Source organism: Pseudomonas alvandae (assembly GCF_019141525.1).
Classification (GTDB): domain Bacteria; phylum Pseudomonadota; class Gammaproteobacteria; order Pseudomonadales; family Pseudomonadaceae; genus Aquipseudomonas; species Aquipseudomonas alvandae.
The window spans coordinates 2,838,268-2,862,178 of sequence record NZ_CP077080.1; the positions used below are offsets into that span (position 1 = coordinate 2,838,268).

The 23,911-nt window shown below is 62.1% G+C and carries 23 protein-coding genes; 8 read left to right on the top strand and 15 right to left on the bottom strand.

Features of this window, described 5'->3' with window-relative positions:
• Window positions 1-3: 3 nt before the first annotated feature.
• Both KSS97_RS12665 and KSS97_RS12670 read left to right on the top strand, forming a co-directional pair.
• Complete coding sequence (locus KSS97_RS12665; RefSeq protein WP_217861787.1) at window positions 4-1,773, top strand: sodium:solute symporter family protein; 1,770 nt, start codon at window positions 4-6, stop codon at window positions 1,771-1,773.
• Between the two features lie 243 nt (window positions 1,774-2,016).
• Entirely contained in the window at window positions 2,017-4,050 is a 2,034-nt protein-coding gene (locus KSS97_RS12670) for a TonB-dependent siderophore receptor (protein WP_407683538.1), read from the top strand.
• Between the two features lie 227 nt (window positions 4,051-4,277).
• On the opposite strand, the gene KSS97_RS12675 is transcribed toward KSS97_RS12670, so the two are convergent.
• The 7 genes from KSS97_RS12675 to ribBA all read right to left on the bottom strand — a co-directional run bounded on the left by KSS97_RS12675 (window position 4,278) and on the right by ribBA (window position 11,263).
• Window positions 4,278-5,321, bottom strand: coding sequence for an LLM class flavin-dependent oxidoreductase (locus KSS97_RS12675; protein ID WP_030142573.1), 1,044 nt, complete (start codon window positions 5,319-5,321; stop codon window positions 4,278-4,280).
• 34 nt (window positions 5,322-5,355) lie between these two features.
• Window positions 5,356-5,841 carry a flavin reductase family protein gene (locus KSS97_RS12680; protein WP_217861788.1) on the bottom strand — a complete coding sequence of 162 codons (486 nt, stop codon included), beginning with the start codon at window positions 5,839-5,841 and terminating at the stop codon, window positions 5,356-5,358.
• A gap of 42 nt (window positions 5,842-5,883) precedes the next feature.
• Entirely contained in the window at window positions 5,884-7,035 is a 1,152-nt protein-coding gene (locus tag KSS97_RS12685) for an ABC transporter ATP-binding protein (protein ID WP_217861789.1), read from the bottom strand.
• 17 nt (window positions 7,036-7,052) lie between these two features.
• A complete protein-coding gene (locus KSS97_RS12690; protein ID WP_030142570.1) occupies window positions 7,053-7,862 on the bottom strand; it encodes an ABC transporter permease in 810 nt (269 codons plus the stop codon).
• 6 nt (window positions 7,863-7,868) lie between these two features.
• Window positions 7,869-8,804: an ABC transporter permease gene (locus KSS97_RS12695; protein WP_033864684.1), complete on the bottom strand. Its 936-nt coding sequence runs from the start codon at window positions 8,802-8,804 to the stop codon at window positions 7,869-7,871.
• Window positions 8,801-9,826: an ABC transporter substrate-binding protein gene (locus KSS97_RS12700; protein WP_030142568.1), complete on the bottom strand. Its 1,026-nt coding sequence runs from the start codon at window positions 9,824-9,826 to the stop codon at window positions 8,801-8,803. Before KSS97_RS12700 ends, KSS97_RS12695 begins: the two co-directional genes overlap by 4 nt.
• A 327-nt stretch (window positions 9,827-10,153) precedes the next feature.
• Window positions 10,154-11,263, bottom strand: a complete 1,110-nt coding sequence (gene ribBA, locus KSS97_RS12705) for a bifunctional 3,4-dihydroxy-2-butanone-4-phosphate synthase/GTP cyclohydrolase II (RefSeq protein ID WP_030142567.1) — start codon at window positions 11,261-11,263, stop codon at window positions 10,154-10,156.
• 79 nt (window positions 11,264-11,342) lie between these two features.
• On the opposite strand from ribBA, the gene KSS97_RS12710 reads away from it, so the two are divergent.
• Window positions 11,343-11,636: a DUF1330 domain-containing protein gene (locus KSS97_RS12710; protein ID WP_030142566.1), complete on the top strand. Its 294-nt coding sequence runs from the start codon at window positions 11,343-11,345 to the stop codon at window positions 11,634-11,636.
• A 6-nt stretch (window positions 11,637-11,642) separates the two neighbouring features.
• Here the strand turns inward: KSS97_RS12710 and KSS97_RS12715 are convergent, their stop codons facing one another.
• The 8 genes from KSS97_RS12715 to KSS97_RS12750 all read right to left on the bottom strand — a co-directional run bounded on the left by KSS97_RS12715 (window position 11,643) and on the right by KSS97_RS12750 (window position 18,480).
• Entirely contained in the window at window positions 11,643-12,206 is a 564-nt protein-coding gene (locus KSS97_RS12715) for an NUDIX hydrolase (RefSeq protein ID WP_217861790.1), read from the bottom strand.
• Between the two features lie 2 nt (window positions 12,207-12,208).
• On the bottom strand, window positions 12,209-12,961 hold the full coding sequence (locus KSS97_RS12720; protein ID WP_181290077.1) for a GntR family transcriptional regulator: 753 nt from the start codon (window positions 12,959-12,961) through the stop codon (window positions 12,209-12,211).
• 61 nt (window positions 12,962-13,022) lie between these two features.
• Complete coding sequence (gene pcaC / locus KSS97_RS12725; protein WP_217861791.1) at window positions 13,023-13,427, bottom strand: 4-carboxymuconolactone decarboxylase; 405 nt, start codon at window positions 13,425-13,427, stop codon at window positions 13,023-13,025.
• Window positions 13,424-14,899 carry an NAD-dependent succinate-semialdehyde dehydrogenase gene (locus tag KSS97_RS12730; RefSeq protein ID WP_217861792.1) on the bottom strand — a complete coding sequence of 492 codons (1,476 nt, stop codon included), beginning with the start codon at window positions 14,897-14,899 and terminating at the stop codon, window positions 13,424-13,426. Before KSS97_RS12730 ends, pcaC begins: the two co-directional genes overlap by 4 nt.
• Before the next feature lie 134 nt (window positions 14,900-15,033).
• Complete coding sequence (locus tag KSS97_RS12735) at window positions 15,034-15,519, bottom strand: flavin reductase family protein (protein WP_030142561.1); 486 nt, start codon at window positions 15,517-15,519, stop codon at window positions 15,034-15,036.
• A gap of 12 nt (window positions 15,520-15,531) precedes the next feature.
• The gene (locus tag KSS97_RS12740) at window positions 15,532-17,013 is read right to left on the bottom strand and encodes an aldehyde dehydrogenase (protein WP_030142560.1); all 1,482 of its coding nucleotides are present in this window, start codon (window positions 17,011-17,013) and stop codon (window positions 15,532-15,534) included.
• Window positions 17,010-17,843, bottom strand: coding sequence for an alpha/beta fold hydrolase (locus KSS97_RS12745; RefSeq protein WP_217861793.1), 834 nt, complete (start codon window positions 17,841-17,843; stop codon window positions 17,010-17,012). The genes KSS97_RS12740 and KSS97_RS12745 overlap by 4 nt, the downstream gene beginning before the upstream one ends.
• Before the next feature lie 46 nt (window positions 17,844-17,889).
• Window positions 17,890-18,480 (bottom strand): amino acid synthesis family protein, encoded by a 591-nt coding sequence (locus tag KSS97_RS12750; protein WP_217861794.1) that lies wholly within the window; start codon window positions 18,478-18,480, stop codon window positions 17,890-17,892.
• A gap of 748 nt (window positions 18,481-19,228) precedes the next feature.
• Here KSS97_RS12750 and KSS97_RS12755 point away from each other — a divergent pair.
• The 5 genes from KSS97_RS12755 to KSS97_RS12775 all read left to right on the top strand — a co-directional run bounded on the left by KSS97_RS12755 (window position 19,229) and on the right by KSS97_RS12775 (window position 23,892).
• Window positions 19,229-20,638 carry a circularly permuted type 2 ATP-grasp protein gene (locus KSS97_RS12755; protein ID WP_030142557.1) on the top strand — a complete coding sequence of 470 codons (1,410 nt, stop codon included), beginning with the start codon at window positions 19,229-19,231 and terminating at the stop codon, window positions 20,636-20,638.
• A 3-nt stretch (window positions 20,639-20,641) separates the two neighbouring features.
• On the top strand, window positions 20,642-21,592 hold the full coding sequence (locus tag KSS97_RS12760; RefSeq protein WP_030142556.1) for an alpha-E domain-containing protein: 951 nt from the start codon (window positions 20,642-20,644) through the stop codon (window positions 21,590-21,592).
• A complete protein-coding gene (locus KSS97_RS12765; RefSeq protein WP_030142555.1) occupies window positions 21,589-22,386 on the top strand; it encodes a transglutaminase family protein in 798 nt (265 codons plus the stop codon). The genes KSS97_RS12760 and KSS97_RS12765 overlap by 4 nt, the downstream gene beginning before the upstream one ends.
• Window positions 22,387-22,649: 263 nt before the next feature.
• The gene (locus KSS97_RS12770) at window positions 22,650-23,147 is read left to right on the top strand and encodes a GNAT family N-acetyltransferase (RefSeq protein ID WP_030142554.1); all 498 of its coding nucleotides are present in this window, start codon (window positions 22,650-22,652) and stop codon (window positions 23,145-23,147) included.
• Window positions 23,148-23,220: 73 nt separating this feature from the next.
• Window positions 23,221-23,892, top strand: coding sequence for a DUF3313 domain-containing protein (locus tag KSS97_RS12775; RefSeq protein ID WP_030142553.1), 672 nt, complete (start codon window positions 23,221-23,223; stop codon window positions 23,890-23,892).
• Window positions 23,893-23,911: the final 19 nt, after the last annotated feature.

Sequence of the window (23,911 nt, forward strand, 5' to 3'; positions counted from 1 at the left end):
CACATGGACACGAAAACCCTGATCTACCTGGTCGTCGGCGCCACCTTCGCGTTGTACATCGCAATCGCGATCTGGACCCGCGCCGGTTCCACCAGTGAATACTACGTCGCCAGCAAGGGCGTGCACCCGGTACTCAACGGCATGGCCACCGGTGCGGACTGGATGTCGGCGGCGTCGTTCATTTCCATGGCGGGGATCATCGCCTTCGCCGGGTACGACGGCTCGGTCTACCTGATGGGTTGGACCGGCGGCTACGTGCTGTTGGCGATGTGCCTGGCACCGTACCTGAGAAAATTCGGCAAGTTCACCGTGCCCGAGTTCGTCGGGGCGCGTTATTACTCGCAGACGGCGCGGGTGGTGGCGGTGATCTGCGTGATTTTCATCTCGTTCACCTATGTGGCGGGGCAGATGCGCGGCGTCGGGATCGTCTTTTCCCGCTACCTGGAAGTGGACATCAACACCGGCGTCATGATCGGCATGGCCATCGTGTTCTTCTACTCGGTGCTGGGCGGCATGAAGGGCATCACCTACACCCAGGTGGCGCAGTATTGCGTAATGATCTTCGCCTACATGGTGCCGGCGATCTTTATCTCGATGATGATCACGGGCAATCCGATCCCACAGTTGGGCTTCATCAGTGAAGCCGCCGGCTCGGGGCAGAGCGTGATCGAGCGGCTCAACGGCCTGGGCGCCGAGTTGGGCTTCACCGCCTATACCAATGGCACCAAATCGACCATGGACGTATTCTTCATCACCATGGCGCTGATGGTCGGTACGGCGGGCCTGCCCCACGTGATCGTGCGATTCTTCACCACGCCCACCGTTCGGGATGCACGCAAGTCGGCCGGCTACGCACTGCTGTTCATCGCCATTCTCTATACCACCGCACCGGCCGTGGCAGCCTTCGCTCGCACCAACCTGCTGACCTCCATCCCCAACGTCAGTTATTCCACCGCGCCGGCCTGGTTCAAGGCCTGGGAAAATTCCGGGTTGATTGCCTGGGCGGACAAGAACAACGACGGCATCATCCAGTACAGCCCGGGCGCAGCGCTGGTCGGCGCGCCGAGTTTTACCGGCGAGCGCGGGGCGCATGAGCAGCGGTTGCTCAAGAACCAGCTTTCACCGGTGCCCAACGAACTTTATGTCGATAACGACATCATGGTGTTGGCCAACCCCGAGATTGCCGGCCTGCCAGGTTGGGTGATCGCCTTGATCGCCGCCGGTGGCCTGGCGGCGGCGCTTTCGACTGCAGCGGGGCTGTTGCTGGTGATCTCCACATCGATCTCCCATGACCTGCTCAAAAGCAACATCATGCCCAGGATCAACGAGAAGCAGGAGTTGCTCGCGGCACGTATCGCGGCGGGCGTGGCGGTCTTGATCGCGGGCCTGTTTGGCATCTATCCACCCGCGTTCGTCGCCCAGGTGGTGGCGTTCGCCTTCGGGTTGGCGGCGTCGTCGTTCTTCCCGGTGATCGTCATGGGGATCTTCTCCAAGCGCATGAACCGTGAAGGCGCGATCGCCGGCATGATCGTCGGGCTGACCTTCACATTCACCTACATCGTCTACTTCAAATTCATCAACCCGACGATGAATACGGCGGAACACTGGTGGCTCGGTGTATCCCCCGAAGGCATCGGCACATTGGGCATGGTCTTCAACTTCCTGGCTGCCTTGGTGGTGTCGCGCTTCACCGCGCCGCCGCCGGAACACATCCAGCACTTGGTTGAGGACATCCGCGTACCGAGGGGGGCCGGCGCCGCCATCGATCACTGACCGTCAACAGCCCCAGTCGGGGAGAAGGGCACCCTCAAGGGCGCCGGATTTATCATCTGGCGCCCTTGATCGCATCTAGAGTCAAGCATGGAAATGTTAGAAAGATTTACTGGGAATCATTCTCAAAGTATATTCGCTCTCATTTCCAACCCTCTGTGAGTGCGCGTCTTGAATCGTTCCACCCCTCTCGCTTACCGCAACGCCCTCGTCAAATGTGTTTTACCCGCGCTGTCCTGCTGTTTCATGGCAAGCCCCTTGAGGGCACAGGACACTCTCGAGCTGCCCACTACGGATGTGCAAGGCGGCCGGATCATTCAGGACGAAGGCTACACGGCATCGCAAGCCAGCACGGCGAGCAAGAGCGATGTACCGATCAAGGAAGAGGCGCAATCGATCAACGTGGTGACCCAGCAGACCCTGGCGGACTATCAGGTGCGCTCGCTGGAAGACGCGATGAAGTTCGTCAGCGGTGTCAGCCAGGGCAACACCCTGGGCGGCTCGCGGGACTCGCTGGTCAAGCGCGGCTTCGGCACCAACGATGACGGCTCGATCCTGCGCGACGGCGTGCGTTCCAACCTGGGCCACAACTTCAGCGCCACCACCGAGCGGGTCGAAGTGCTCAAGGGCCCTGCCTCGATGTTGTACGGCGCCCTGGAGCCCGGCGGACTGGTCAACGTCATCAGCAAGAAGCCCGAGTACACCCAGAGCACCACGCTGAGCGGTTCCGCCTACAGCGAAGGCGGCGGCACCATGGCCGTGGACACCACTGGCCCCTTGGGCGACACCGGCCTGGCCTATCGCCTGATCGCCGAGCGCGGTCATGAGGATTACTGGCGCAACTACGGCGTCAACGAGAGCACGCTGGTGGCGCCATCGCTGGCGTGGAACGGTGAGCGGGCTTCGTTGAACCTGAGTTATGAGTACAACGAATATTCCAATCCGTTTGACCGGGGGACGATGTTCACCAATGGGCATCCGGCCGATATCGATTACGACAAGCGCCTGGACGAGCCTTGGGCCAAGAGCGTCGGTATTCGTGAGACGGCGACTGCGCGGTTCGAGTACGAGCTGACGGACGCGTGGAAGACGCGGGTGACTTATGGTTGGAACAATGACCGGTACAGTCTTTCGATTGCCCAGCCGCGCCTGTCGAATGGTGTCCTGCAGCGCGCCGCCAACGGTGCGCATTATGACGATGAAACCCGCTACGCCAGTTGGGACTTCATTGGCAATCAAGAATTGTTCGGCCAGCGTCATGATCTGTTGGTGGGCGTCGACAACCAGGTTTCAGACCAGTTTCGGGGCAAGACTTACCGTGGCGCTAACCAAGCAGGCTTCGATCCTGCGGCTCCGGTGTACGGTGGCCTGGATAAGCCCAGCGTCATCAGCCCAACCCAGAGCAACCTGAGCAACAAGCTGACCTCCAGTTCGGTGTATCTGAAGGACAACTGGCACCTGGACGATCGCTGGATCCTGGTGTTTGGCGGTCGTTATCAGCATTACGATCAATACACGACGCAGGGACTCGTCCCGGCCAAGCCAGTTCGCGACGATAATGGTGACGCCTTCGTCCCATTCCTCGGCCTGGTCTACAAAGCCACGGAAGAACTGTCGCTGTATGGCAACTACAGCCGGTCATTCAAACCTAACGATGTGGTCGATAAGAACAGTCGTACCTTCCAGCCAGAGGAGGGCCGCAGCTACGAGATCGGTGCCAAGTACGATCCGCTGCCGGGCTTGAACATCAACCTCGCGCTGTTCGATATCGTGAAAAAGAACGTAGTCACCACCGTCGATAATGTCTCCGAGGCCGCTGGCAAGGTCGGCTCCCAGGGCCTGGAGTTGGACATCACCGGTCGCCTCGCCGAGCGTTGGGACCTTATCGGCACCTACGCCTACACCCACACCGAAATTCTCGATGACCCGAAGAACGAAGGTCATCGCCTGCCCGACGCCCCCAAGCACACCGCCAGCCTGTACCTGAGCCACCACCTGAACGTCCCGGCCGAATTCGGCGCCTGGCACGCCGGTGCCGGTGCCCGTTATGTCGGCGAGCGTGCGGCTAACGCGGCGAACGATTTCTGGATGAGCAGCTACACCGTTGCCGACGCTTTCCTGCGCTGGGAATCGCCAGTGTTCGGACACAAGACGTCGTTGCAGTTGAACGTCGACAACCTGTTCGACAAGCAGTATTACCCGTCGTCCACGGGCAGCGAGTTGATGGTCAACGTCGGCGAGCCGCGCACCGCCAAGTTGAGTGCCAGCGTGACGTTCTGATCACGGCGCTCCAATAAAAATGCCCGGACAGCAATGTCCGGGCATTTTTGTTTCTGGCTTCAGGCCGCCTTCGCGAGCAAGCTCGCACACAGTTATTTTGGGGGGTATCAAGATTTGGGTACGCCACCGATCCCCTGTGGGAGTGAGCTTGCTCGCGAAAGCGGAGTGTCAGTTAACGATGATTTGACTGACCCGACACCATCGCGGGCAAGCCCGTTCCCACAGGGTCAGCGAAACGCCGGCACGACCTGCTGGATAAACAGCTCGAGGGACTTCTTCTTCTCGGCATGGGACAGGCTGTTGTCGCACCAGAAGCTGAACTCGTCCACGCCCAGTTCCTGGTAATACTTGATCCGCTCGATGATCTGCTGAGGGGTGCCGATCATGGTGTTCTTGCGGATGTTTTCCAGCTGGAATTCCGGACGCTCGGCGAACTTCTCTTCCGGGCTCGGCGCCAGGAAGCCGTTGACCGGTACCTGCTTGTTGCCGAACCAGGCATCGAAGGTGCGGTAGAACTTGGAAATCGCCTGGGCACCGACTTTCCAACCTTCGGGATCGTCCACGGCGTGTACGTGGGTGTGGCGCAGTACCATCAGTTGCGGGCGCGGCACGTCAGGGTTGTTGTCCAGGGCGGCCTGGAATTTGTTCTTCAGGTCGAGGACTTCCTCGTCGCCCTTCATCAACGGCGTGACCATCACGTTGCAGCCGTTGGCGACGGCGAAGTTATGGGAGTCGGGGTCGCGGGCGGCGATCCACATCGGTGGATGGGGCTTGCGGATTGGCTTCGGCACGCTGGTGGAGGTGGGGAATTTCCAGATCTCGCCGTCGTGGGCGTAATCACCCTGCCACAGCGCACGCACCACCGGGACCATTTCCCGCAAGGCCTGGCCGCCGGAGGAGGCGGGCATGCCGCCGGCCATGCGGTCGAACTCCACCTGGTAGGCGCCCCGGGCCAGGCCGACTTCCATGCGGCCGTTGCTGATCACGTCCAGCAACGCGCATTCGCCCGCCACCCGCAGCGGGTGCCAGAACGGCGCGATGATGGTGCCGGCGCCGAGGTGGATGGTGGTGGTCTTGCCGGCCAGGTACGCCAGCAGTGGCATCGGGCTTGGCGAAATGGTGTATTCCATGGCGTGGTGTTCGCCGATCCACACGGTGCTGAAACCACCGGCCTCGGCCATCAGGGTCAGCTCGCTCAGGTCTTCGAACAACTGGCGATGGCTGACGCTTTCGTCCCAGCGCTCCATGTGTACGAACAAAGAAAATTTCATGGCGCTTTCTCTTCTTGTCTTGTTGACGATCGGTTCAGGCGAGGACGGGCAGGGCGCCCATCTTGCCGTGGCAATAAACCAGGGGGCCCGGTGTGTGTTGCGGCACGATCAGGTTCTTCACCGCGCCGACCATGATGGCGTGGTCACCGCCTTCGTATTCGCGCCACAGTTCGCACTCGATGATGGCGGTGGCGTTGTCAAGCAGCGGGTTGCCCCGTTCGCTCAGGGTCCAGTCGATGCCCTGGGCCTTGTCCTTGCCTTTGCGGGCGAAGGCATAGGCTTCGTTCTGCTGGCCGCCGGACAGCAGGTGGATGGCGAAGCGCTTGTTCTTGATCAGCACCGGATAGGAATCGGAGCTGTAGTTGGGGCAGAACAGCACCAGGGCCGGTTCCATCGACAACGAGCTGAAGGCGCTGGCGGTCAGGCCGACGATTTGTCCGTCATCGTCGAGGGTGGTGATCACCGTCACACCGGACGGGAACGAGCCCATGACTTGTTTGTAAACGTTGGCATCGATCATTTTCGCAATCCTCGCCCGCAGGCGGTTATGACCCAGTGTTCTTCAGTGAGCGCCGGCGGCCTTGTTCAGGTCGCTCTCGGCCCATTGGGTGTAGACGCAAGCATCGGCGGTGGCCCAGCGCACGCGCACCGGGTCGCCGGCCTTGAGCGGCATGCCGGCGGCGGACAGCGCCTTGACGGTCATCGCGGTGCCGCCGGAGGTCACTACGCTGCAGGTCTGGCTTTCGCCGAGGAACAGCACTTCCACGACCTTGGCCGCGACTTCGTTCCAGCCGGCCGGCAGGGTGTCCTGGCTGGCTTGTTCGACGCTCAAGGCCAAGGCTTTTTCCGGGCGCACCATCAGCAACACGTCCTGGTGGGCTTGCAGGCCGGCAGTCAGGCGGATCGACAGCGACTGGCCTTCGAAGGTCGCCGCGGCATTGCCCTGGGCCTTGAGCTTGAGGAAGTTGGAGTTGCCCAGGAACGAGGCGACAAAGGCATTTGGTGGGTTCTGGTAGAGGTCATAGCCGCTGCCCAGGCCGACAATCTTGCCGTGGCTGAAAATCGCGATGCGCTGGGACAGGCGCATGGCTTCTTCCTGGTCATGGGTGACGTAGACGATGGTGATGCCCAGGCGCCGATGCAGTTGGCGCAACTCGTCTTGCAAGTCTTCGCGGAGCTTTTTATCCAGGGCGCCGAGGGGTTCGTCCATCAACAGGATGCGTGGCTCGTAGACCAGCGCCCGGGCAATCGCCACGCGTTGCTGCTGGCCGCCAGACAGCTGCGACGGACGGCGATGGGCGAACTGTTCCAACTGAACCAGCTTGAGCATTGCATCGACGCGGCGATCACGTTCAGCCGCCGCCAGTTTGCGGATCGCCAGGGGAAAGGCGATGTTGTCGCGCACCGACAGGTGTGGGAACAGCGAATAGCGCTGGAACACCATGCCGATGTCGCGCTTGTGCGGCGGCACGTTGACCAGGGATTTGCCGTCCACCAGGATCTCGCCGCTGCTGGGGGTTTCGAACCCGGCCAGCATCGACAGGGTGGTGCTCTTGCCCGAGCCGCTGGAGCCGAGGAAGGTCAGGAACTCGCCGTCCTGGATTTCCAGGGAAATATCGTCCACGGCGGCAAAGTCGCCGTAGTGCTTGTTCAGGTTGCGCAGGCTGACCAGGGTCTTGTTGTTCTGTTGTGCGGGGTCTTTGACGGCACTCATCGTGTTCTCCTAGGCGCTCAGGCGCTGATTTCATTGCGCCGGCGCAGGGCGGCGGCGATCACCATCACCAACACCGAGAGGCCGATCAGCAGCGTCGAAGCGACGGCGATCACAGGCGTCAGGTCCTGGCGCAGGGTGGTCCACATTTTTACGGGCAGGGTTTGCAGGGTCGGGCTGGCCATCATCACGCTCAGCACCACCTCGTCCCACGACACCAGGAACGCGAACAGCGCCCCGGCGACCATGCCCGGGCGAATCGCCGGGAACGTCACCTTGAACACCGCTTGCAGGCGCGAAGCACCGCAGATCACGGCCGCGTCCTCGATGGATTGGTCGAACAGCTTGAGCGAGTTGATGATCGAGATAATGGTGAACGGCAGCGCGACGATCACATGGCTGACCACGAAGGCAAACATCGTCCCGGTGTAGCCGAGCTTGAGGAACAGCGCGTACACCGCCACCGCGATGATCACCAGCGGTACGATCATCGGCAGGGTGAACAGGCCGTAGAGCATTTCCCGGCCGGGGAAACGCCCGCGCACCAGGGCAAACGCAGTAGGCAGGCCGAGGGCGACAGCGCAGACGGTGGTCAGCACCGCGACCTTGAGGCTGGTCAGCGCGGCGCTCATCCAGTCCGGGTTGGAAAAGAACTGGCCGTACCATTTGAACGTCCAGCCCGGTGGCGGGAACACCAGCCACTGGGAGGAGCCGAACGACAGCAGCACGATGAACACGATCGGCAACAGCAGGAACAATGCGATCACGCCCGTGGTGAAATAGAGGCCGAACCGCATGCGCCGGCTCATGGCATTGGGAGTCAGGAGCATGGCGGCTTACCTCGCGTTGCTGGCGCCGACCGGGGATTCCGGCTGGAGCTTCAGGTAGAAGTAGAACAACACCAGGGTGATCGCCACCAACAAGGCTGCGCCGGCACTGGCCAGGCCCCAATTGAGGAACGATTGCACCTGCTGGATGATGAATTCCGGCAGCATCATGTTCTGCGCGCCGCCCAGCAGCGCAGGGGTCACGTAGTAACCGAGGGACATCACGAAGACCATCAGCCCGCCCGAGAACAGCCCTGGCCGGCACAGCGGCAGGAACACCCGGAAGAAGTTGGTCCAGGGGCTGGCGCCGCAGATGGAGCCGGCCTGCAGGATCATCGGGTCGATGGCTTGCATGGTCGCCTGCAACGGCAGGACGATGAACGGGATCATGATGTAGCTCATGCCGATCACCACGCCGGTGAGGTTGTGCACCATTTCCAGCGGCTGATCGATGACACCCAGCGCCATCAACGCCTTGTTCACCACGCCCGAGGCTTGCAGCAGCACCAGCCAGGAGTAGGTGCGGGCCAGCAGGCTGGTCCACATCGACAGCAGCACGATGTTCAGCATCCAGCGGCCCCAGCCACGGGGCACCAGGGTGATCGCCCAGGCCAGCGGGAAGCCCAGCAAGAGGCTGAACAGCGTCACCAGCCCGGCCACCGAAAAGGTGTTGAACAACACCCGGGCGTAGGCCGAGTTGGCGAACAATTGCTCGTAGTTGCCCAGGCCCGGCACCGGCTCCAGCACCCCGCGCAGCAGCAGGCCGATCAGCGGCGCCAGGAAAAACAGACCGAGGAACAGCAGGGCGGGGAGCAGGTTGCCCGCACCCCGCCAGCGTTGTGCCAGGGAGGGCGTCTGTTTCGACGTCACGGTCGCGGCGCTTGCCGAACCGGCAGCGCCGGTGGCGCTCCCGGTGCGAGGGGTTGCCGCTGCCGTCATTTTCATTTGACCAGCCATTCGTTCCACCGTGTCGCAATGTCCTGACCGTTCTTGGCCCAGTACGCAAAATCAAGCGTGATCTGATCCTTGGCGTAGGCGGTCGGCAAGTTGGGGGCGAGCACCGAATCCAGGCGTGCGATGCTGTCGACGTTGACCGGCGCGTAGGCGGTCAGGTTGGAGAAATCGGCCTGGCCCTTGGCGCTGCTGGCGTTGGCCAGGAACTTCATGGCGGCGGCCTTGTTTTTCGAGCCTTTTGGAATGACCAGGATGTCGGCCATGACCAGGTTCTGTTTCCAGCTCACGCCAACCGGCGCGCCGTCTTGCTGCAGGGCGTAGATACGACCGTTCCAGAACTGGCCGATGCTGGCTTCGCCGGACGCGAGCAACTGCTGGGACTGGGCGCCGCCGCCCCACCAGACGATGTCTTTCTTGATGGTGTCGAGCTTCTTGAAGGCGCGGTCCAGGTCCAGCGGATAGAGCTTGTCCTGGGTCACGCCGTCGGCCAACAGGGCCAGTTCCAGCACGCCAGGGCTTGGCCATTTGTAGAGGGCGCGCTTGCCGGGGTAGGTCTTGGTGTCGAACAGCGCGGACCAGTCCTGGGGCTTGCCCGAACCGAGCTTGCCTTCGTTGTAGCCGAGCACGAACGAGAAGTAGAAGGAGCCGACGCCGTGGTCGGAGACGAAGCGCGGGTCGATCTTGTCGCGCTGCACGACCGAGAAGTCGAGGGGTTCGAGCAGGCCTTCGGCGGCGGCGCGCAGGGCGAAGTCGGCTTCGACGTCGACCACGTCCCACTGCACGTTGCCACTTTCGACCATGGCCTTGAGCTTGCCGTAGTCGGTCGGGCCGTCCTGGACCACGGTGATGCCGCTGGCCTTGCTGAACGGATCGGCCCAGGCCTGTTTCTGCGCGTCCTGGGTGCTGCCACCCCAACTGACGAAGTTGACGCTTTCAGCGGCCATCGTCGCCTGGCTGGTGACACTCAGCAGGCCGGCAAAAAGAATTGCGGCTGCACTTTTCTTCAACACCATTTTCACGCCCTCATTGTTGTGTTTATTGAGTGGGCTTCTGTTCGCCCACCTATCGGGAGCTTGGGGTCAATCGGTCTTGCCAATGACCGTGCCATGGGATGGCTGGAGCGTTCGGTCTATGGAATATCATATTATGGTATTCCAAACTTTCTGCAAGCATTTTGCCGTACCGGCTATCTGTCTGGAGCGGATTTTTTCTATGTTCATGAACCCCTGTGGGAGCGAGCTTGCTCGCGATTGCGGTGTGTCAGTCGCCATTGATGTCGACAGATCCATTGCCATCGCGAGCAAGCTCGCTCCCACAGGGGATTTTTGTTCAGCCTTGGGTTATCCCGCGAACGGAATACTCTCCACCACCTCCAGGTCATACCCGGTCAACCCCGCGTACTTGAGCGGCGGGCCCAGGTGCCGCAGTTTCCCGACGCCCAGGTCCTGCAGGATCTGCGCGCCCGTGCCTACTTCAGAATAGATGCGCGATTGGGAACGGCTGAACTGACGGGGCGGTTGGGTGAGCTGCGGCACACGCTCAAGCAGGGCCTGGGACGACTCGTGATTCGCCAGCACCACCACCACGCCACGGCCTTCTTCGGCGACCCGTTGCAGCGCCGCCCAGAGCGTCCAGTTGGAAGGGCCGTTGTACTCGGCGCCTACCAGGTCGCGCAGCGGGTCGATCACGTGCACGCGCACCAGGGTCGGTTCCTCCCGGCGAATGTCGCCCATGACCATCGCCATGTGCACGCCGCCTTCGATGCGATCTTCAAAGGTGAACAGGCGGAAGGTGCCGTGCACCGTCGGCAGTTCCCGTTCGCCGATGCGCACCACGGTGTGCTCTGTGCTCAGGCGGTAGTGAATCAGGTCGGCGATCGTGCCGATCTTGATGCCGTGCTTGCGAGCGAAGATCTCCAGGTCCGGCCGACGGGCCATGGTGCCGTCGTCGTTCATCACTTCGACGATTACCGAGGCCGGTGTGAAACCCGCCAGGCGCGCCAGGTCGCAGCCTGCTTCGGTGTGCCCGGCGCGGGTGAGCACGCCGCCTTCCTTGGCCCGCAGCGGGAAGATGTGCCCCGGCTGCACAATGTCGTTGGGCCCGGCATCGGTGGCCACGGCGGCGGCAACGGTGCGTGCCCGGTCGGCGGCGGAAATGCCGGTGGTCACGCCGATGGCGGCCTCGATGGACACGGTGAACGCTGTGCTGAACACGCTGCCGTTGCTCGGCACCATCTGCTCGAGACCCAGGCGCTGGCAATGCTCGTCGGTCAGGGTCAGGCAAATCAAACCGCGCGCTTCCCGGGCCATGAAGCTGATCGCCTGGGCATTGCAGCAGTCGGCAGCCAGCAGCAGGTCGCCTTCGTTTTCCCGATCTTCGTCATCCACCAGCAACACCATCTTGCCCAGGCGGTAGTCTTCGATGATTTCCTGAATGCTGTTAAAGGCCATGTCGGGCTCTCTTTGTTTGATGGGCTTGCTGGAACGTTAATGTGGTATACCATAATACAAAACAAACCGAGAGGTCACTATGAAGGCGTACTGGATTGCTCATGTGGATGTCACCGACCCCGATCAATACAGCCAATACACCCAGCGGGCGCCGGCGGCGTTTGCCTTGTATGGCGGGCGAATGCTGGCCCGGGGCGGGCGCAGTGAGGCGATGGAGGGCAGGGCCACGCCGCAGCGCAGCGTGGTGATCGAATTCGATTCCTATGAACAGGCGCTGGCCTGCTATCACTCGCAGCAGTATCAGGACGCGAAGAAACACCGTGAAGGTGTGGCGCGGGCCGAAGTGATTATCGTCGAGGGCGTGGCGCCCTGAGGTGTGTCAGCGGATGAAGTGGATCTTGCCGCTGTCGTCGTTGCCCATGTAGATGCCATAGACCCCGGCCTGGCGCTCCTCGATATAACGTTCGAGGATCTGCCGGATGGCCGGGTAATAGATGCTGTCCCACGGAATGTCTTCCGGGGCGAAGAACTGGCAGGCGAGGGTTTCCGGGCCGAACTCGCCGGTGATCTCCAGCGCGATGGCGCGGAAGATGATGTACACCTCGCTGATTTTCGGCACGCTGAAAATCGAATAGGGCGAGACGATTTCGGCGCGCACGCCGGTTTCTTCCCAGACTTCGCGCAGCGCCGCCTGCTCGGTGGTCTCGTTGCCTTCCATGAAGCCGGCCGGCAATGTCCAGGTGCCAGGACGCGGCGGGATGGCGCGTTGGCACAACAGGTATTTACCGTCCTGCTCGATGATGCAGCCGGCAATGATCTTCGGGTTGACGTAATGGATGTAGCCGCAGCCGCCGCACATCAGCCGCTCATGGGTATCGCCCGCTGGCAGGCGCTGACTCAAATCAGCGCCGCCGCACTTTGGACAAAAGCTCGGGCTGAACATGATCAGCGTCCTATGCGAGGTTCTTTGAGCGCGATGGGCGCGGTGATTTCCGGGATGTCGCCGGTTTCTTCCTGCTTGCGCTTGAGGTATTCCAGCGCGACCTTGGCAGCGGCGCGCACGTGGTCGACGCAGGCCTGGTGGGCCGCCAGTGGGTCGCCGCTCTTGATCGCCTCGACCATGCGCTCCATTTCCTGGTTGCTGCTGCCGCGACGGTTTTCCTGGGACACCGACGTGGCCCGCAGGTAGCTGATGCGCGCCTGCAACTGGCGCAGCTGGGTGGCGGCGACATGGTTGCCGGAGCCTTCGAGCAGCACGTCGTAGAAGCCCTGGACCGAATCCAGTACCTGTTGCAGTTCGCCGTCCTTGAGGGCCTTGCGGTTTTCTTCCAGGGCCTTTTCCAGCGCCTTGATGTCCTTGGCCTTGGCCCGCAGGGTGAACAGCTGGACGATCAGGCCTTCGAGCACGCAACGCAGCTCATAGATGTCGCCGGCATCGGCCAGGGTGATGATCGCCACGCGTGGGCCCTTGGCATCGGCGAATTCGACCAGCCCTTCGGACTCAAGGTGACGCAGGGCTTCGCGCACCGACGTGCGGCTCACGCCCAGGCGATCGCACAGGTCGCGCTCGACCAGGCGATCACCCGGCAGCAGCTGGAAGTTCATGATGGCGCTTCGCAATTTATCCAGCACGATCTCGCGCAGGGTGACGGGGTTGCGATTGACCTTGAAGCTGTCGTCGAGTGGCAGGCGTTTCATGGGGTCCGCTCTGTAATGTGGCTGTCCATGCAAAACGGGCAAACATCCATGCTCGTTCAGTTCAGACAGCCGAGGGTTGACTGGAGGCCTCGGCGTCGGCTTCGGCGAAGGCTTCGCGGGCAAGCCGGAAACTGTCTACTGCAGCGGGAACGCCACAATAAATGCCGACCTGAAGCAGAATTTCGCGTATTTGCTCACGACTCAGGCCGTTACGCAAGGCGCCGCGCACATGCAGCTTGAGTTCGTGCGGGCGATTGAGCGCCGAGATCATCGCCAGGTTGATCATGCTGCGCTCCTTGAGGGACAAACCCTCGCGACCCCAGACATGGCCCCAGCAATACTCGGTGACCATTTCCTGCAGCGGCCGGGTGAAGTCATCGGCGTTTTCGAGGGAACGGTTGACGTAGGCCTCGCCCAATACCTGAGTGCGAATCTTCAGCCCTTGTTGGTATTTTTCGTTGCTCATCGCGGCGTGCTCCCAAAATCGTCAAGGCCACCCATCAAGGTGTATTTGAGCTCGAGGTAATCGTCGATGCCGTATTTGGAGCCTTCACGGCCCAGGCCGGAGGACTTGATGCCGCCGAACGGCGCGACCTCGGTGGAAATCAACCCTTCGTTGATGCCGACCATGCCATATTCCAGGGCTTCGCTCATGCGCCAGGCGCGGCCCAGGTCGCGGGTGTAGCAGTAGGCGGCGAGGCCGAACTCGGTATCGTTGGCCATCTGCACCGCCTCGGCCTCGGTGTCGAAGCGAAAGACCGCCGCCAAGGGGCCGAAGGTTTCTTCCCGGGCGACTTTCATTTGCACGGTGACGCCGGCCAGGACGGTGGGCTGGTAGAAGCCATGGCCCAGGGCATGTCGTTCGCCGCCGCAGAGCAATCGGGCGCCATGGGCGAGGGCGTCCCGCACATGGTCCTCGACTTTTGCCACGGCGCGTTCGTTGATCAGCGGGCCCTGGTTGACGCCTTGCTCGAAGCCGCTGCCCACGTTCAACTGAGCCACGCGCTCGGCCAGGCGCGCAACAAACGCATCGTGAATACCGGCCTGGACCAGGAAGCGATTGACGCAGACGCAGGTTTGCCCGGCATTGCGGAACTTGGCGATCAGCGCGCCTTCCACGGCTCGCTCCAGGTCGGCGTCGTCGAACACAATGAACGGCGCGTTGCCGCCCAGTTCCAACGAGACTTTTTTCAGCGTTGGCGCGCACTGCGCCATCAGCAATTTGCCAATGGCGGTAGAGCCGGTGAAGGACAATTTGCGCACCAGCGGGTTGGCAGTCAGCTCGCCACCAATGGCAATCGCATCGCCGGTGATGACGTTGAAGATGCCGGCCGGAATGCCGGCCTGTTCTGCCAGGGCGGCCATGGCCAATGCCGAGAACGGCGTTTCCGGCGCGGGCTTGACGATGCACGGGCAACCGGCGGCCAACGCCGGGCCAGCCTTGCGGGTGATCATCGCCGCCGGGAAATTCCACGGGGTGATGGCCGCCACCACGCCGATCGGCTCCTTGGTCACTACGATGCGTGCATCGCTTTTGTGGCTGGGGATGGTGTCGCCGTAGAGGCGCTTGGCTTCTTCGGCGAACCACTCGATGAAACTCGCCGCGTAGAGGATTTCGCCCTTGGCTTCCGCCAGCGGCTTGCCTTGCTCGAGGGTGAGGATTTCGGCCAGTGCGTCGGCGTTTTCGATCATCAAGCCGTGCCAGCGCTTGAGGATCTGGCTGCGCTCTTTGGCGGTCAGTGCGCGCCAGGCTGGCCAGGCTTTGTTGGCGGCGTCGATGGATTGGCGGGCGTGTGCGGCGCCGAGGTTCGGCACCTGGCCGATTTTTTCGCCACTGGCCGGGTTGTAGATGTCTTGATGGGCGCCGTCGGGCGCCTCCAGCCATTGGCCGTCGATGTAGGCTTGCTGGCGGAACAGTTGCGAGGCTGCTGGGCTCATGCCGGCTCCTAGGAAATGTGATGGACCCATGTGGGAGCGGGCTTGCTCGCGAATGCGGTGGATCAGTCGATACCTTTGTATCTGAAACACCGCATTCGCGAGCAAGCCCGCTCCCACAGGGTTTTGTGTTGATGTCAAGCCAGTGTGGGCAGCGGCCCGAGCTTGCCTTTGTGATAGATCATCGGCGTGACCGGTTGCTCGGGCAGGATCAGGTTCTTCACCGCGCCGACAATGATCGCGTGATCACCGCCGTCGTATTCACGCCACAGTTCGCACTCGATGATCGCCGTGGCTTTGCCCAGCAGCGGGTTGCCCAGGTCGCTCAGGTGCCAATCGATGCCCTTGGCCTTGTCCTTGCCTTTCCCGGCGAAGGCATAGGCTTCGGCGGTCTGGTCGGCGGACAGCAAATGAATCGCGAATTGCTTGCTGTCGCGCAACACCGGGTAGGTGTCGGAGGCGTAGTTGGGGCAGAACAGCACCAGCGCTGGGTCGATGGACAATGCGCTGAAGGCGCTGGCAGTGATGCCAACGATATTGCCGTCCGGGTCCAGCGTCGTCACCACCGTGACGCCAGACGGGAAGGAGCTCATGACTTCTTTGTAGATGCCGGGTTCGATCATTTCTCAGGACTCCTAGCGCATCACGAACGGGTCAGGCATGGGGGCCTGGGAAAGGTTGATCCACACCGTTTTCAGCTCGGTATAGGCCAGCACCGAATCGATGCCGCTTTCGCGTCCGTAGCCGCTGTTCTTGAACCCGCCGATGGGCGCCATGGCCGACACCGCGCGGTAAGTGTTGACCCAGATGATTCCGGACCGCACGTCTCGGGCGAGGCGATGGGCGCGGCCCAGGTCGCGGGTCCAGATGCCGGCGGCGAGGCCGAACTGCGAGTCGTTGGCGATCGCCAGGGCTTCGGCTTCGTCCTTGAAACGAATCACCGAGGCCACCGGGCCGAAGACTTCTTCCTGCATGATCTTCATGGAGTTGCGGTCGCATTCGAACAGGGTCGGTTCGTAGAACCAGCCTTCGCCCAGATGCGCCGGACGCTTGCCACCCAGGCGCAGGCGCGCGCCTTCGGCGATGGCGTCGGCCACCAGGCCTTCGACCACGGCCAACTGCTGCGCGGTGGCCATGGGGCCCATTTCGCTGGTGTCTTCCTGGGGGCTGCCGATGCGGATGCGCTGGGCGCGTTCCACCAATCGCGAGACGAACTCGTCGTAGATTTCGTCCTGCACCAGCAGTCGCGAGCCGGAGACGCAACTTTGGCCAGAGGCAGCGTAGATCCCGGCAATCGCACCGTTGATGGCGCTGTCGAGGTCGGCGTCGGCGAAGATGATGTTGGGGGATTTGCCGCCCAGCTCCAACGACAGCTTGGCGAAGTTCTCGGCGCTGCTGCGCACCACGTGGCGGGCCGTGGCGGCGCCGCCGGTGAAGGCAATCTTGCGCACCAGCGGATGACGGGTGAGGGCGGCACCGGTGCTCGGGCCGTAGCCGGTGATCACGTTGACCACGCCCGGCGGAATCCCGGCTTCCAGGGCCAGGCGGGCCAGTTCCAGGATCGTCGCCGAGGCGTGCTCGGACGGCTTGATCACGATGGTGTTGCCGGCCGCCAGCGCCGGGGCCAGCTTGATGGCGGTGAGGTACAGCGGGCTGTTCCACGGAATGATCGCCGCAACCACACCCATGGCTTCGTGCACGGTATAGGCAAACAGGTCCGGCTTGTCGAGGGGCAGGGTGCCGCCTTCGAGCTTGTCGGCCAGGCCTGCGGTGTAATGGAAAAACTCCGGCAGGTAACCGACCTGGCCACGGGTTTCACGGATCAGCTTGCCGTTGTCGCGGCTTTCGAGCTGGGCCAGTTGTTCCTTGTTTTCGGCGATCAGGTCACCGAGGCGGCGCAGCAGTTTGCCGCGGGCGGTGGCGGTCAGCCCGCGCCAGGCCGGGCTGTCGAAAGCGCTTTGGGCGGCGTTTACGGCGCGATCGACATCGGCTTCGCCAGCATCGGGCAACTCGGCCCAGGGTTGGGCGAGCGCCGGGTTCAGGCTCTGGAAGGTCTTGCCGGACAGCGCATCGACCCATTCACCGCCGATACACATCGAAAAGCGTGTGAGTGTCATGCAACGATCCCCTTTATTGAATTTTGTCGGGTGCTGGCCGTGTCGAGGAATTCCAGCAACAACTGGTTGACCAGGCGCGGCGACTCTACCGGCATCATATGCCGCTGTTCGGCGAGCACGGCAACTGTCGCGCCGGGAATTCGCTCGGCCAGTTGCCGGGCCATTTGCGGGGTGGAACCAGGGTCCAATTCACCGGTGGCGATCAGGGTCGGCACCTGGATACTGCCCAGGTCGTCGGCGCGGTACATGTCCTGGGTGGCGAACAGTTCATAGGTGGTCAGGTAGCCCTGGGGGTCGTTCTGGGCCAGGGTCTGGCGCAGCGCGGCAATCTGCGCCGGGTTCGCGGCCTGGTACTCACGGCTGAACCACCGCGACAGGGCGGCCTCGGCGTTGGCGTCCGGGCCGTGCTCGGCGGCTTGCGCCGTGCGGGCAATGACCCCGGCGCGCTGTTCGGCGCTGCGGTTGAACACACTGTTGAGCACCACCAGGCCGTGCAGGCGCTGCGGGTAATGCAAGGCGAACGCACGCGCCACCAGGCCGCCCATCGAAAAACCGATGACCGTGGCCTGGGGCAATTGCAGATGATCCAGCAGTTCCAGCAACTGGTCGGCGTAGCCGAGCAGGTTGGTGCCGGTGGCGGGACGCGGGCTGGCGCCATGGCCGAGCATGTCATAGGCGATGACGCGGTAATTCGTGGCCAGGCCAACGATTTGGCCGCCCCACATTTCTTTGTTCAGGCCCACGCCGTGGATCAAGACCACGGGCTGGCCTTGGCCGGTTGCCAGGTAACTGGTGCCGGCCGGGGTGAGTTCAGCGGTGAGCCGAATCATGGAGCGCTCCTGCATGCCTTTTTTTATTGTGGTTGCTTCGGCTGGATCACTGCGCCTTTTCGGCCGCCAGTTCTTCCAGGTCGATGTAGCGGTTGCCGATGCGTGGATGCAGGCGACCACCGTCGGCGCAGCCCAGCACCACGACGATTTCGTCGGCGCGCGGGGCGTCTTCGATCTGCATTTCCAAGGTGATGTAGTGCGAGCGCAGGCCTTCGTCGTCCTTGTGCATCATCGGGATCTGGATCGAAGTGCCGGGGCCGCCGCGCTTGTTGGTGAAGCTCAGGTAGCTCTTGGCCTTGACCGCTTCGCGGTAGTGATTGCCGAAGCGCAGGGTATGGATCACAGCCGAAGCGTGCTCGATTTCACCGTCGGCGCCGACGACCGCAGCCTTGCCATAGGCTTCGATTTTTTCCGCACCGCCGATGATGCCCACCAGGCGCTCGACCATCAGCGCACCGAGGTCGGAGCAATGGGCGCGGATTTCCGGTTTCAGGTCTTCGACGAAACCACGGCCCAGCCAAGGGTTCTTCATGACCACCGCCAGCCCGACCATGGTCACCGGCTTGTCGGTGGCCTTGCCGCCTTCGATGAAGGTTTCTTCGACATAGCTGACGATCTTGCGAATTTCGAAACTCATGAGCTGCTCCGTGGGAGGTGAGAAGTGTCTGTGCGTATGATGGTATACCATAATACTGTTCGTGCAAGCGTCCACTTTGAATTTGTTCGAAGGGAGGCGACGGAAGGCTGGGGCGGTTGGGCGTAAAGGTCTCAAAGCCGAAGTGACCCGTGGCGAGGGAGCTTGCTCCCGCTGGGCTGCGGAGCAGCCCCATCTGCGTTTTCTGCGGGATCTTGCGACGACTGCGTCGCCGAGCGGGAGCAAGCTCCCTCGCCACGAAGCGCTCTTCCTGTGAAGTCTTTGCGCGTGAGCTATGGTTGAGCCAAGCGCAGCGTTTTGGCGGTGGGTATTAATTTCCCCTTTTCGGGGCGTTCGGCCTCGACTTCCCGTTTGCCTGCACCGATTCGACCCGTTTGCAGTGTCGACGCCTGAAATCGGGATAAGCGTTTCAGCCTGAAAATTCTTTTCCGTCGCAAAATCGAAAATAAATTTCGCTTTTTCGCCGTTTCGCGCCGGTTTTTCCAGCATCGCCTCGATCGGCCGCACTTAGGCACAGCCCTTGCTACGGCTCCACGACAACCCAACGAACAGGAGATTCGATACGTAGATATAAAAGGGGGCGCACGTCATTCGGACGCAAAGGCCTGAATCAGAGACCCATGCCTGACGAGGTACTCGAAGAACCAGGGCTCACAAACTAGGCAAGGCTGCATTGGTGGAATGACGACGTAATAAGAAATGCCGTGTACGACACGGCTTGGAGTTGGCTATGCCCCACGCTTTTTTCAATGAAATGTACGACGCCAAGGGTGACTGCCGCCCGCATTACCAAGCTTTCTCGCGCTGGCTGGCGGACACGCCGCTGGAGTTGCTGGAGCAACGCCGCCGCGAAGCCGACCTGCTGTTCCATCGGGCCGGCATCACCTTCACTCTATATGGGGACGAGCAGGGCACCGAGCGCTTGATCCCGTTCGACATCATCCCCCGCAGCATCAAGGCCAGCGAATGGCAAATCGTCGAACGTGGCTGCATCCAGCGGGTCCAGGCCCTGAACATGTTCCTGGCCGACATCTACCACGGCCAGCGCATTCTCAAGGAAGGCATCATTCCGGCTGAGCAAGTGCTCGCCAACGAGGGCTATCAAATTGCAATGCAGGGCCTGGACCTGCACCGAGGTATCTACGCCCACATCGCTGGCGTTGATCTGGTTCGTGACGGCGATGGCAGCTACTACGTGCTGGAAGACAACCTGCGCACGCCCAGTGGCGTGAGCTACATGCTCGAAGACCGCAAGATGATGATGCGCCTGTTCCCCGAGCTCTTCGCTGCCCAGCGCGTGGCGCCCATCGATCATTATCCGAACCTGCTGCTCGATACCCTCAAGAGCTCCAGCCCGCTGGACAACCCGACCGCCGTGGTCCTGACGCCGGGGCGTTTCAACAGCGCCTATTTCGAGCATGCATTCCTGGCTCGGGAAATGGGCGTGGAACTGGTGGAGGGCGCGGATCTGTTCGTGCGCGACGACCACGTCTATATGCGCACCACCGCCGGGCCCAAGCAGGTGGACGTGATCTACCGTCGCCTGGACGATGCCTACCTCGATCCGTTGTCCTTCAACCCCGACTCGATGCTCGGCGTGCCCGGGCTGATCGCGGTCTACCGTGCAGGCAATGTGGTGCTGGCAAACGCCGTCGGCACGGGCGTGGCGGATGACAAGTCGATCTACCCCTACGTCGACGAGATGATTCGGTTCTACCTGACCGAAGAACCGATCCTGAAGAACGTGCCGACCTGGCAGTGTCGCAAACCCCAGGACCTGTCCCACGTGTTGGCGAACCTGCCGGACCTGGTGGTCAAGGAAACCCAAGGCTCCGGCGGCTACGGCATGCTGGTCGGGCCGGCTGCCACCAAGGCGGAGATCGAAGATTTCCGCGCGCGCCTCAAGGCTCGCCCCGAGGCCTACATCGCCCAGCCGACCTTGAGCCTGTCCACGTGCCCGACCTTTGTTGAAAGCGGCATCGCCCCTCGTCACATCGACTTGCGTCCCTTCGTGCTGTCCGGCAAGGAGACTCGCCTGGTGCCCGGCGGCCTGACCCGCGTGGCGCTGCGCGAAGGCTCGCTGGTGGTGAATTCGTCCCAGGGCGGCGGCACCAAAGACACTTGGGTAGTGGAGGACTAAGACATGCTTTCAAGAACCGCTTCGGACCTCTATTGGATGTCCCGCTACCTGGAGCGCGCCGAGAACCTGGCGCGCATGCTCGAAGTCAGTTATTCGCTGTCGCTGATGCCCCAGGCCGGGCGCGGCGACGGCCAGGCCGAGTTGGCGATGTCGCTGCTGGCGGCCGGTACGCTGGATGACTACAACGCCCGCTATGACGCGCTCAACACCGAACGCATGCTGCACTTTTTCGCCCTGGATGAAACCAACCCCGGCAGCATCTATAGCTGTCTGCGGGCGGCGCGGACCAACGCCCATGCCGTGCGCGGGCGCATCACCGCCGACATGTGGGAGAACATCAACGCCACTTGGCTGGAAATGCGCAACATTGCCAGCAACGGCCTCGGCCGCTATGGCATCAGTCATTTCTGCGAGTGGGTGAAGGAGCGCTCGCACCTGTTCCGTGGCGCGACGTCGGGCACGATCATGCGCAACGATGCCTACTGTTTCATTCGCCTGGGCACCTTCATCGAGCGCGCCGACAACACCTTGCGCCTGCTGGACGCGCGCTACGAAATGTTCGGCGAGGAATCGGAGGAGGTCAGCGACAATTCGGCGCGCGGCTACTACCAATGGAGTGCCTTGCTGCGGGCATTGTCGTCGTTCGAGGCGTTCAACGAGATCTACCGTAATGCGCCGAATGCCGAGCAGGTGTCGGAGATGTTGCTGCTGCGGGCCGACGTGCCGCGTTCGCTGCACGCCTGCATCGAGGAGCTTGACCATATCCTCGCCAGCCTGCCGGGCAACAACGGCAGACCCGCTCAACGCCTGGCCGCCGAGCTGAATGCACGGCTGCGGTATTCCGGGATCGACGAGATCCTTGCGTCGGGCCTGCACCAGTGGTTGACCGAACTCATCGGCCAGATCCGTCATTTGGGCCAGACCGTTCATGAGTCCTACCTGGAGGTGGTATGAAACTGTCCATACGCCACGACACCACCTACAGCTATGCCGATGAAGTCTGCACCAGCATCCAGTTCCTGCGCCTGACGCCCCGGGACACCCCACGCCAGCGCATCCTGCAATGGCACCTGGAACTGCCGCGCCTGGTGCGCAGCCAGCTCGATCCGTACGGCAATATCCTCCACGTCATGACCATGGACGAGCCCCACGGCGCGCTGATATTGACGGCCTATGGCGAGGTGCAGATCAACCAGACGGTGGAGATGGAGCCCGATGACCAGTCACCGCTGCCGTTCCTGCGCACCAGCCGACTTTCCCTGGCGGATGACAATCTCAGCGCCTTCGCCATGGAACAATGTGGAGACCGGCGAGATCGATCGGCGCTGGGCAACTTGATGAACGGTCTCGCCGACCGCATGCCCTACAGTCCCGGCGCGACGGCCGTCAGCAGCACGGCCGCCGAGGCGTTTGCCGGTGGCGCCGGGGTCTGCCAGGACCATGCCCATGCGTTCGTGGCCTGCGCCCGTAGTTTGGGCGTGCCGGCGCGGTATGTGTCCGGCTACCTGTGCACCGAGGACGAGAATCATTTGGCTAGTCATGCCTGGGCCGAGGCTTGGCTGGATGACGGTTGGTACAGCTTCGACGTGACCAATCGCTTGGTTCGTCCTGACCGCCATTTGAAGTTGGCGATTGGCCTTGATTATCTCGACGCCTGTCCGGTACGTGGAATGCGCCGAGGTGGCGGGGCAGAGCAGATGCAGGCGCGGGTGCAGGTGAGCTCGATGGTGCAGGTGCAGCATCAGTGATCTGACTATTGAAGCCCAAGGCCTTTTCGCGAGCAGGCTCGCTCCCACAATGGATGAGTTGTACCCAAACCCCTGTGGGAGCGGGCTTGCCCGCGAAGGCGGTCTTATAGCCGACCTGACTCTTCCCGTTGTGCGCCGATCCAATTGTGGGAGCGAGTCTGCTCGCGAAGGCGGCCGATGGAATACCGCTATCACAAGCTCGCCTGTGCAACGACCACCGGTTTATAGTGGCCGGCCATGTCGCGTCTCCAGGAAGGAGCCCAATGTCCGAATCCTCGATCACCCTTGCACGTTTTACTGAAGCCCATATCCCCGGCGTCACCGCGCTCTACAACGACCCTGCCGTTACCCGCCAGGTATTGCAGATGCCTTTTCAGTCCGCGGAGGTCTGGCGTCAACGTCTGTCAACAAATGACGAGCGCCAGTTGAAACTGGTGGCCCTTTACCAGGGCGAGGTCATCGGCAATCTTGGCCTGGAGCAGTTTTCTCGCGTTCGTCGCGCTCACTGCGCCAACCTCGGCATGGGTGTCGCGGTGGCTTGGCAGGGCAAGGGCGTGGGGTCGATGCTGCTGGCCGCGGCGCTGGACGTGGCGGACAACTGGATGAACCTGCGGCGGGTCGAGTTGACGGTGTATGCCGACAACGAAGCGGCCATCGGCTTGTACCGCAAGTTCGGTTTCGAAACCGAAGGCCTGCTGCGCGACTATGCCGTGCGTGACGGGCGCTGGGTCGATACGCTGGCGATGGCGCGGCTGCGCTGAACAGGCAAAACTCCGCACATTGGCTATACCTGTAGTTCCGCCCCCGTCAGGTGTGGCCTACAGGAGTAGCACCATGAATCTTGCGTCCATGATCGGCACCGTTTGCATCGCTTCACTCGCATTGATGGGCTGCGCCAGCAAAGTCACCCAGCCGAACGAGTATTCCGGCTTCCTGGGAGACTACAGCCGCCTAAAGGAAGAGAAATCACCGTCGGGAGCCGAGGTGATGCGTTGGGTCGATCCGAAGATCGATCTGGCCAAGTACTCCAGGGTGTATATCGAGCCGACACAGCTCTACCCCAAGCCACAACCGACCGTGAAGATTCCCGCCGCCACGTTGGCCGGTATTACCAGCTACTACGACCAAGCTCTCAAGCGAGAGGCGGGCAAATCCTTGCCCCTGGCGACCAGTCCCGGACCTGGCGTATTGGTGGTGCGGGCGGCTATCACTGCAGTAAGCAGCAAGACCGAAGGGCTGAAGCCTTATGAAGTGATTCCGATTGCCTTGGTGGCCGCCGCGGTCAGTACGGCCAGCGGCATTCGCGACCAGGAAACCACCCTGGGCACCGAAGCGGTTTTTCTCGACGGTGGTAATAATGCAGTGATCGCCCAGGTGGTGCGCAAGGGCACGGGTAAGCCGCTGTCGAACGACTCCCAGGTGATGAAGCCCGACGACTTCAAAAGCGTCATCGATGGCTGGGCGTCGGACTTGCATCAGTCCTACCTGCGTCTCAAGGCGAAATAGCGCCGTTGTAGGAATCGTC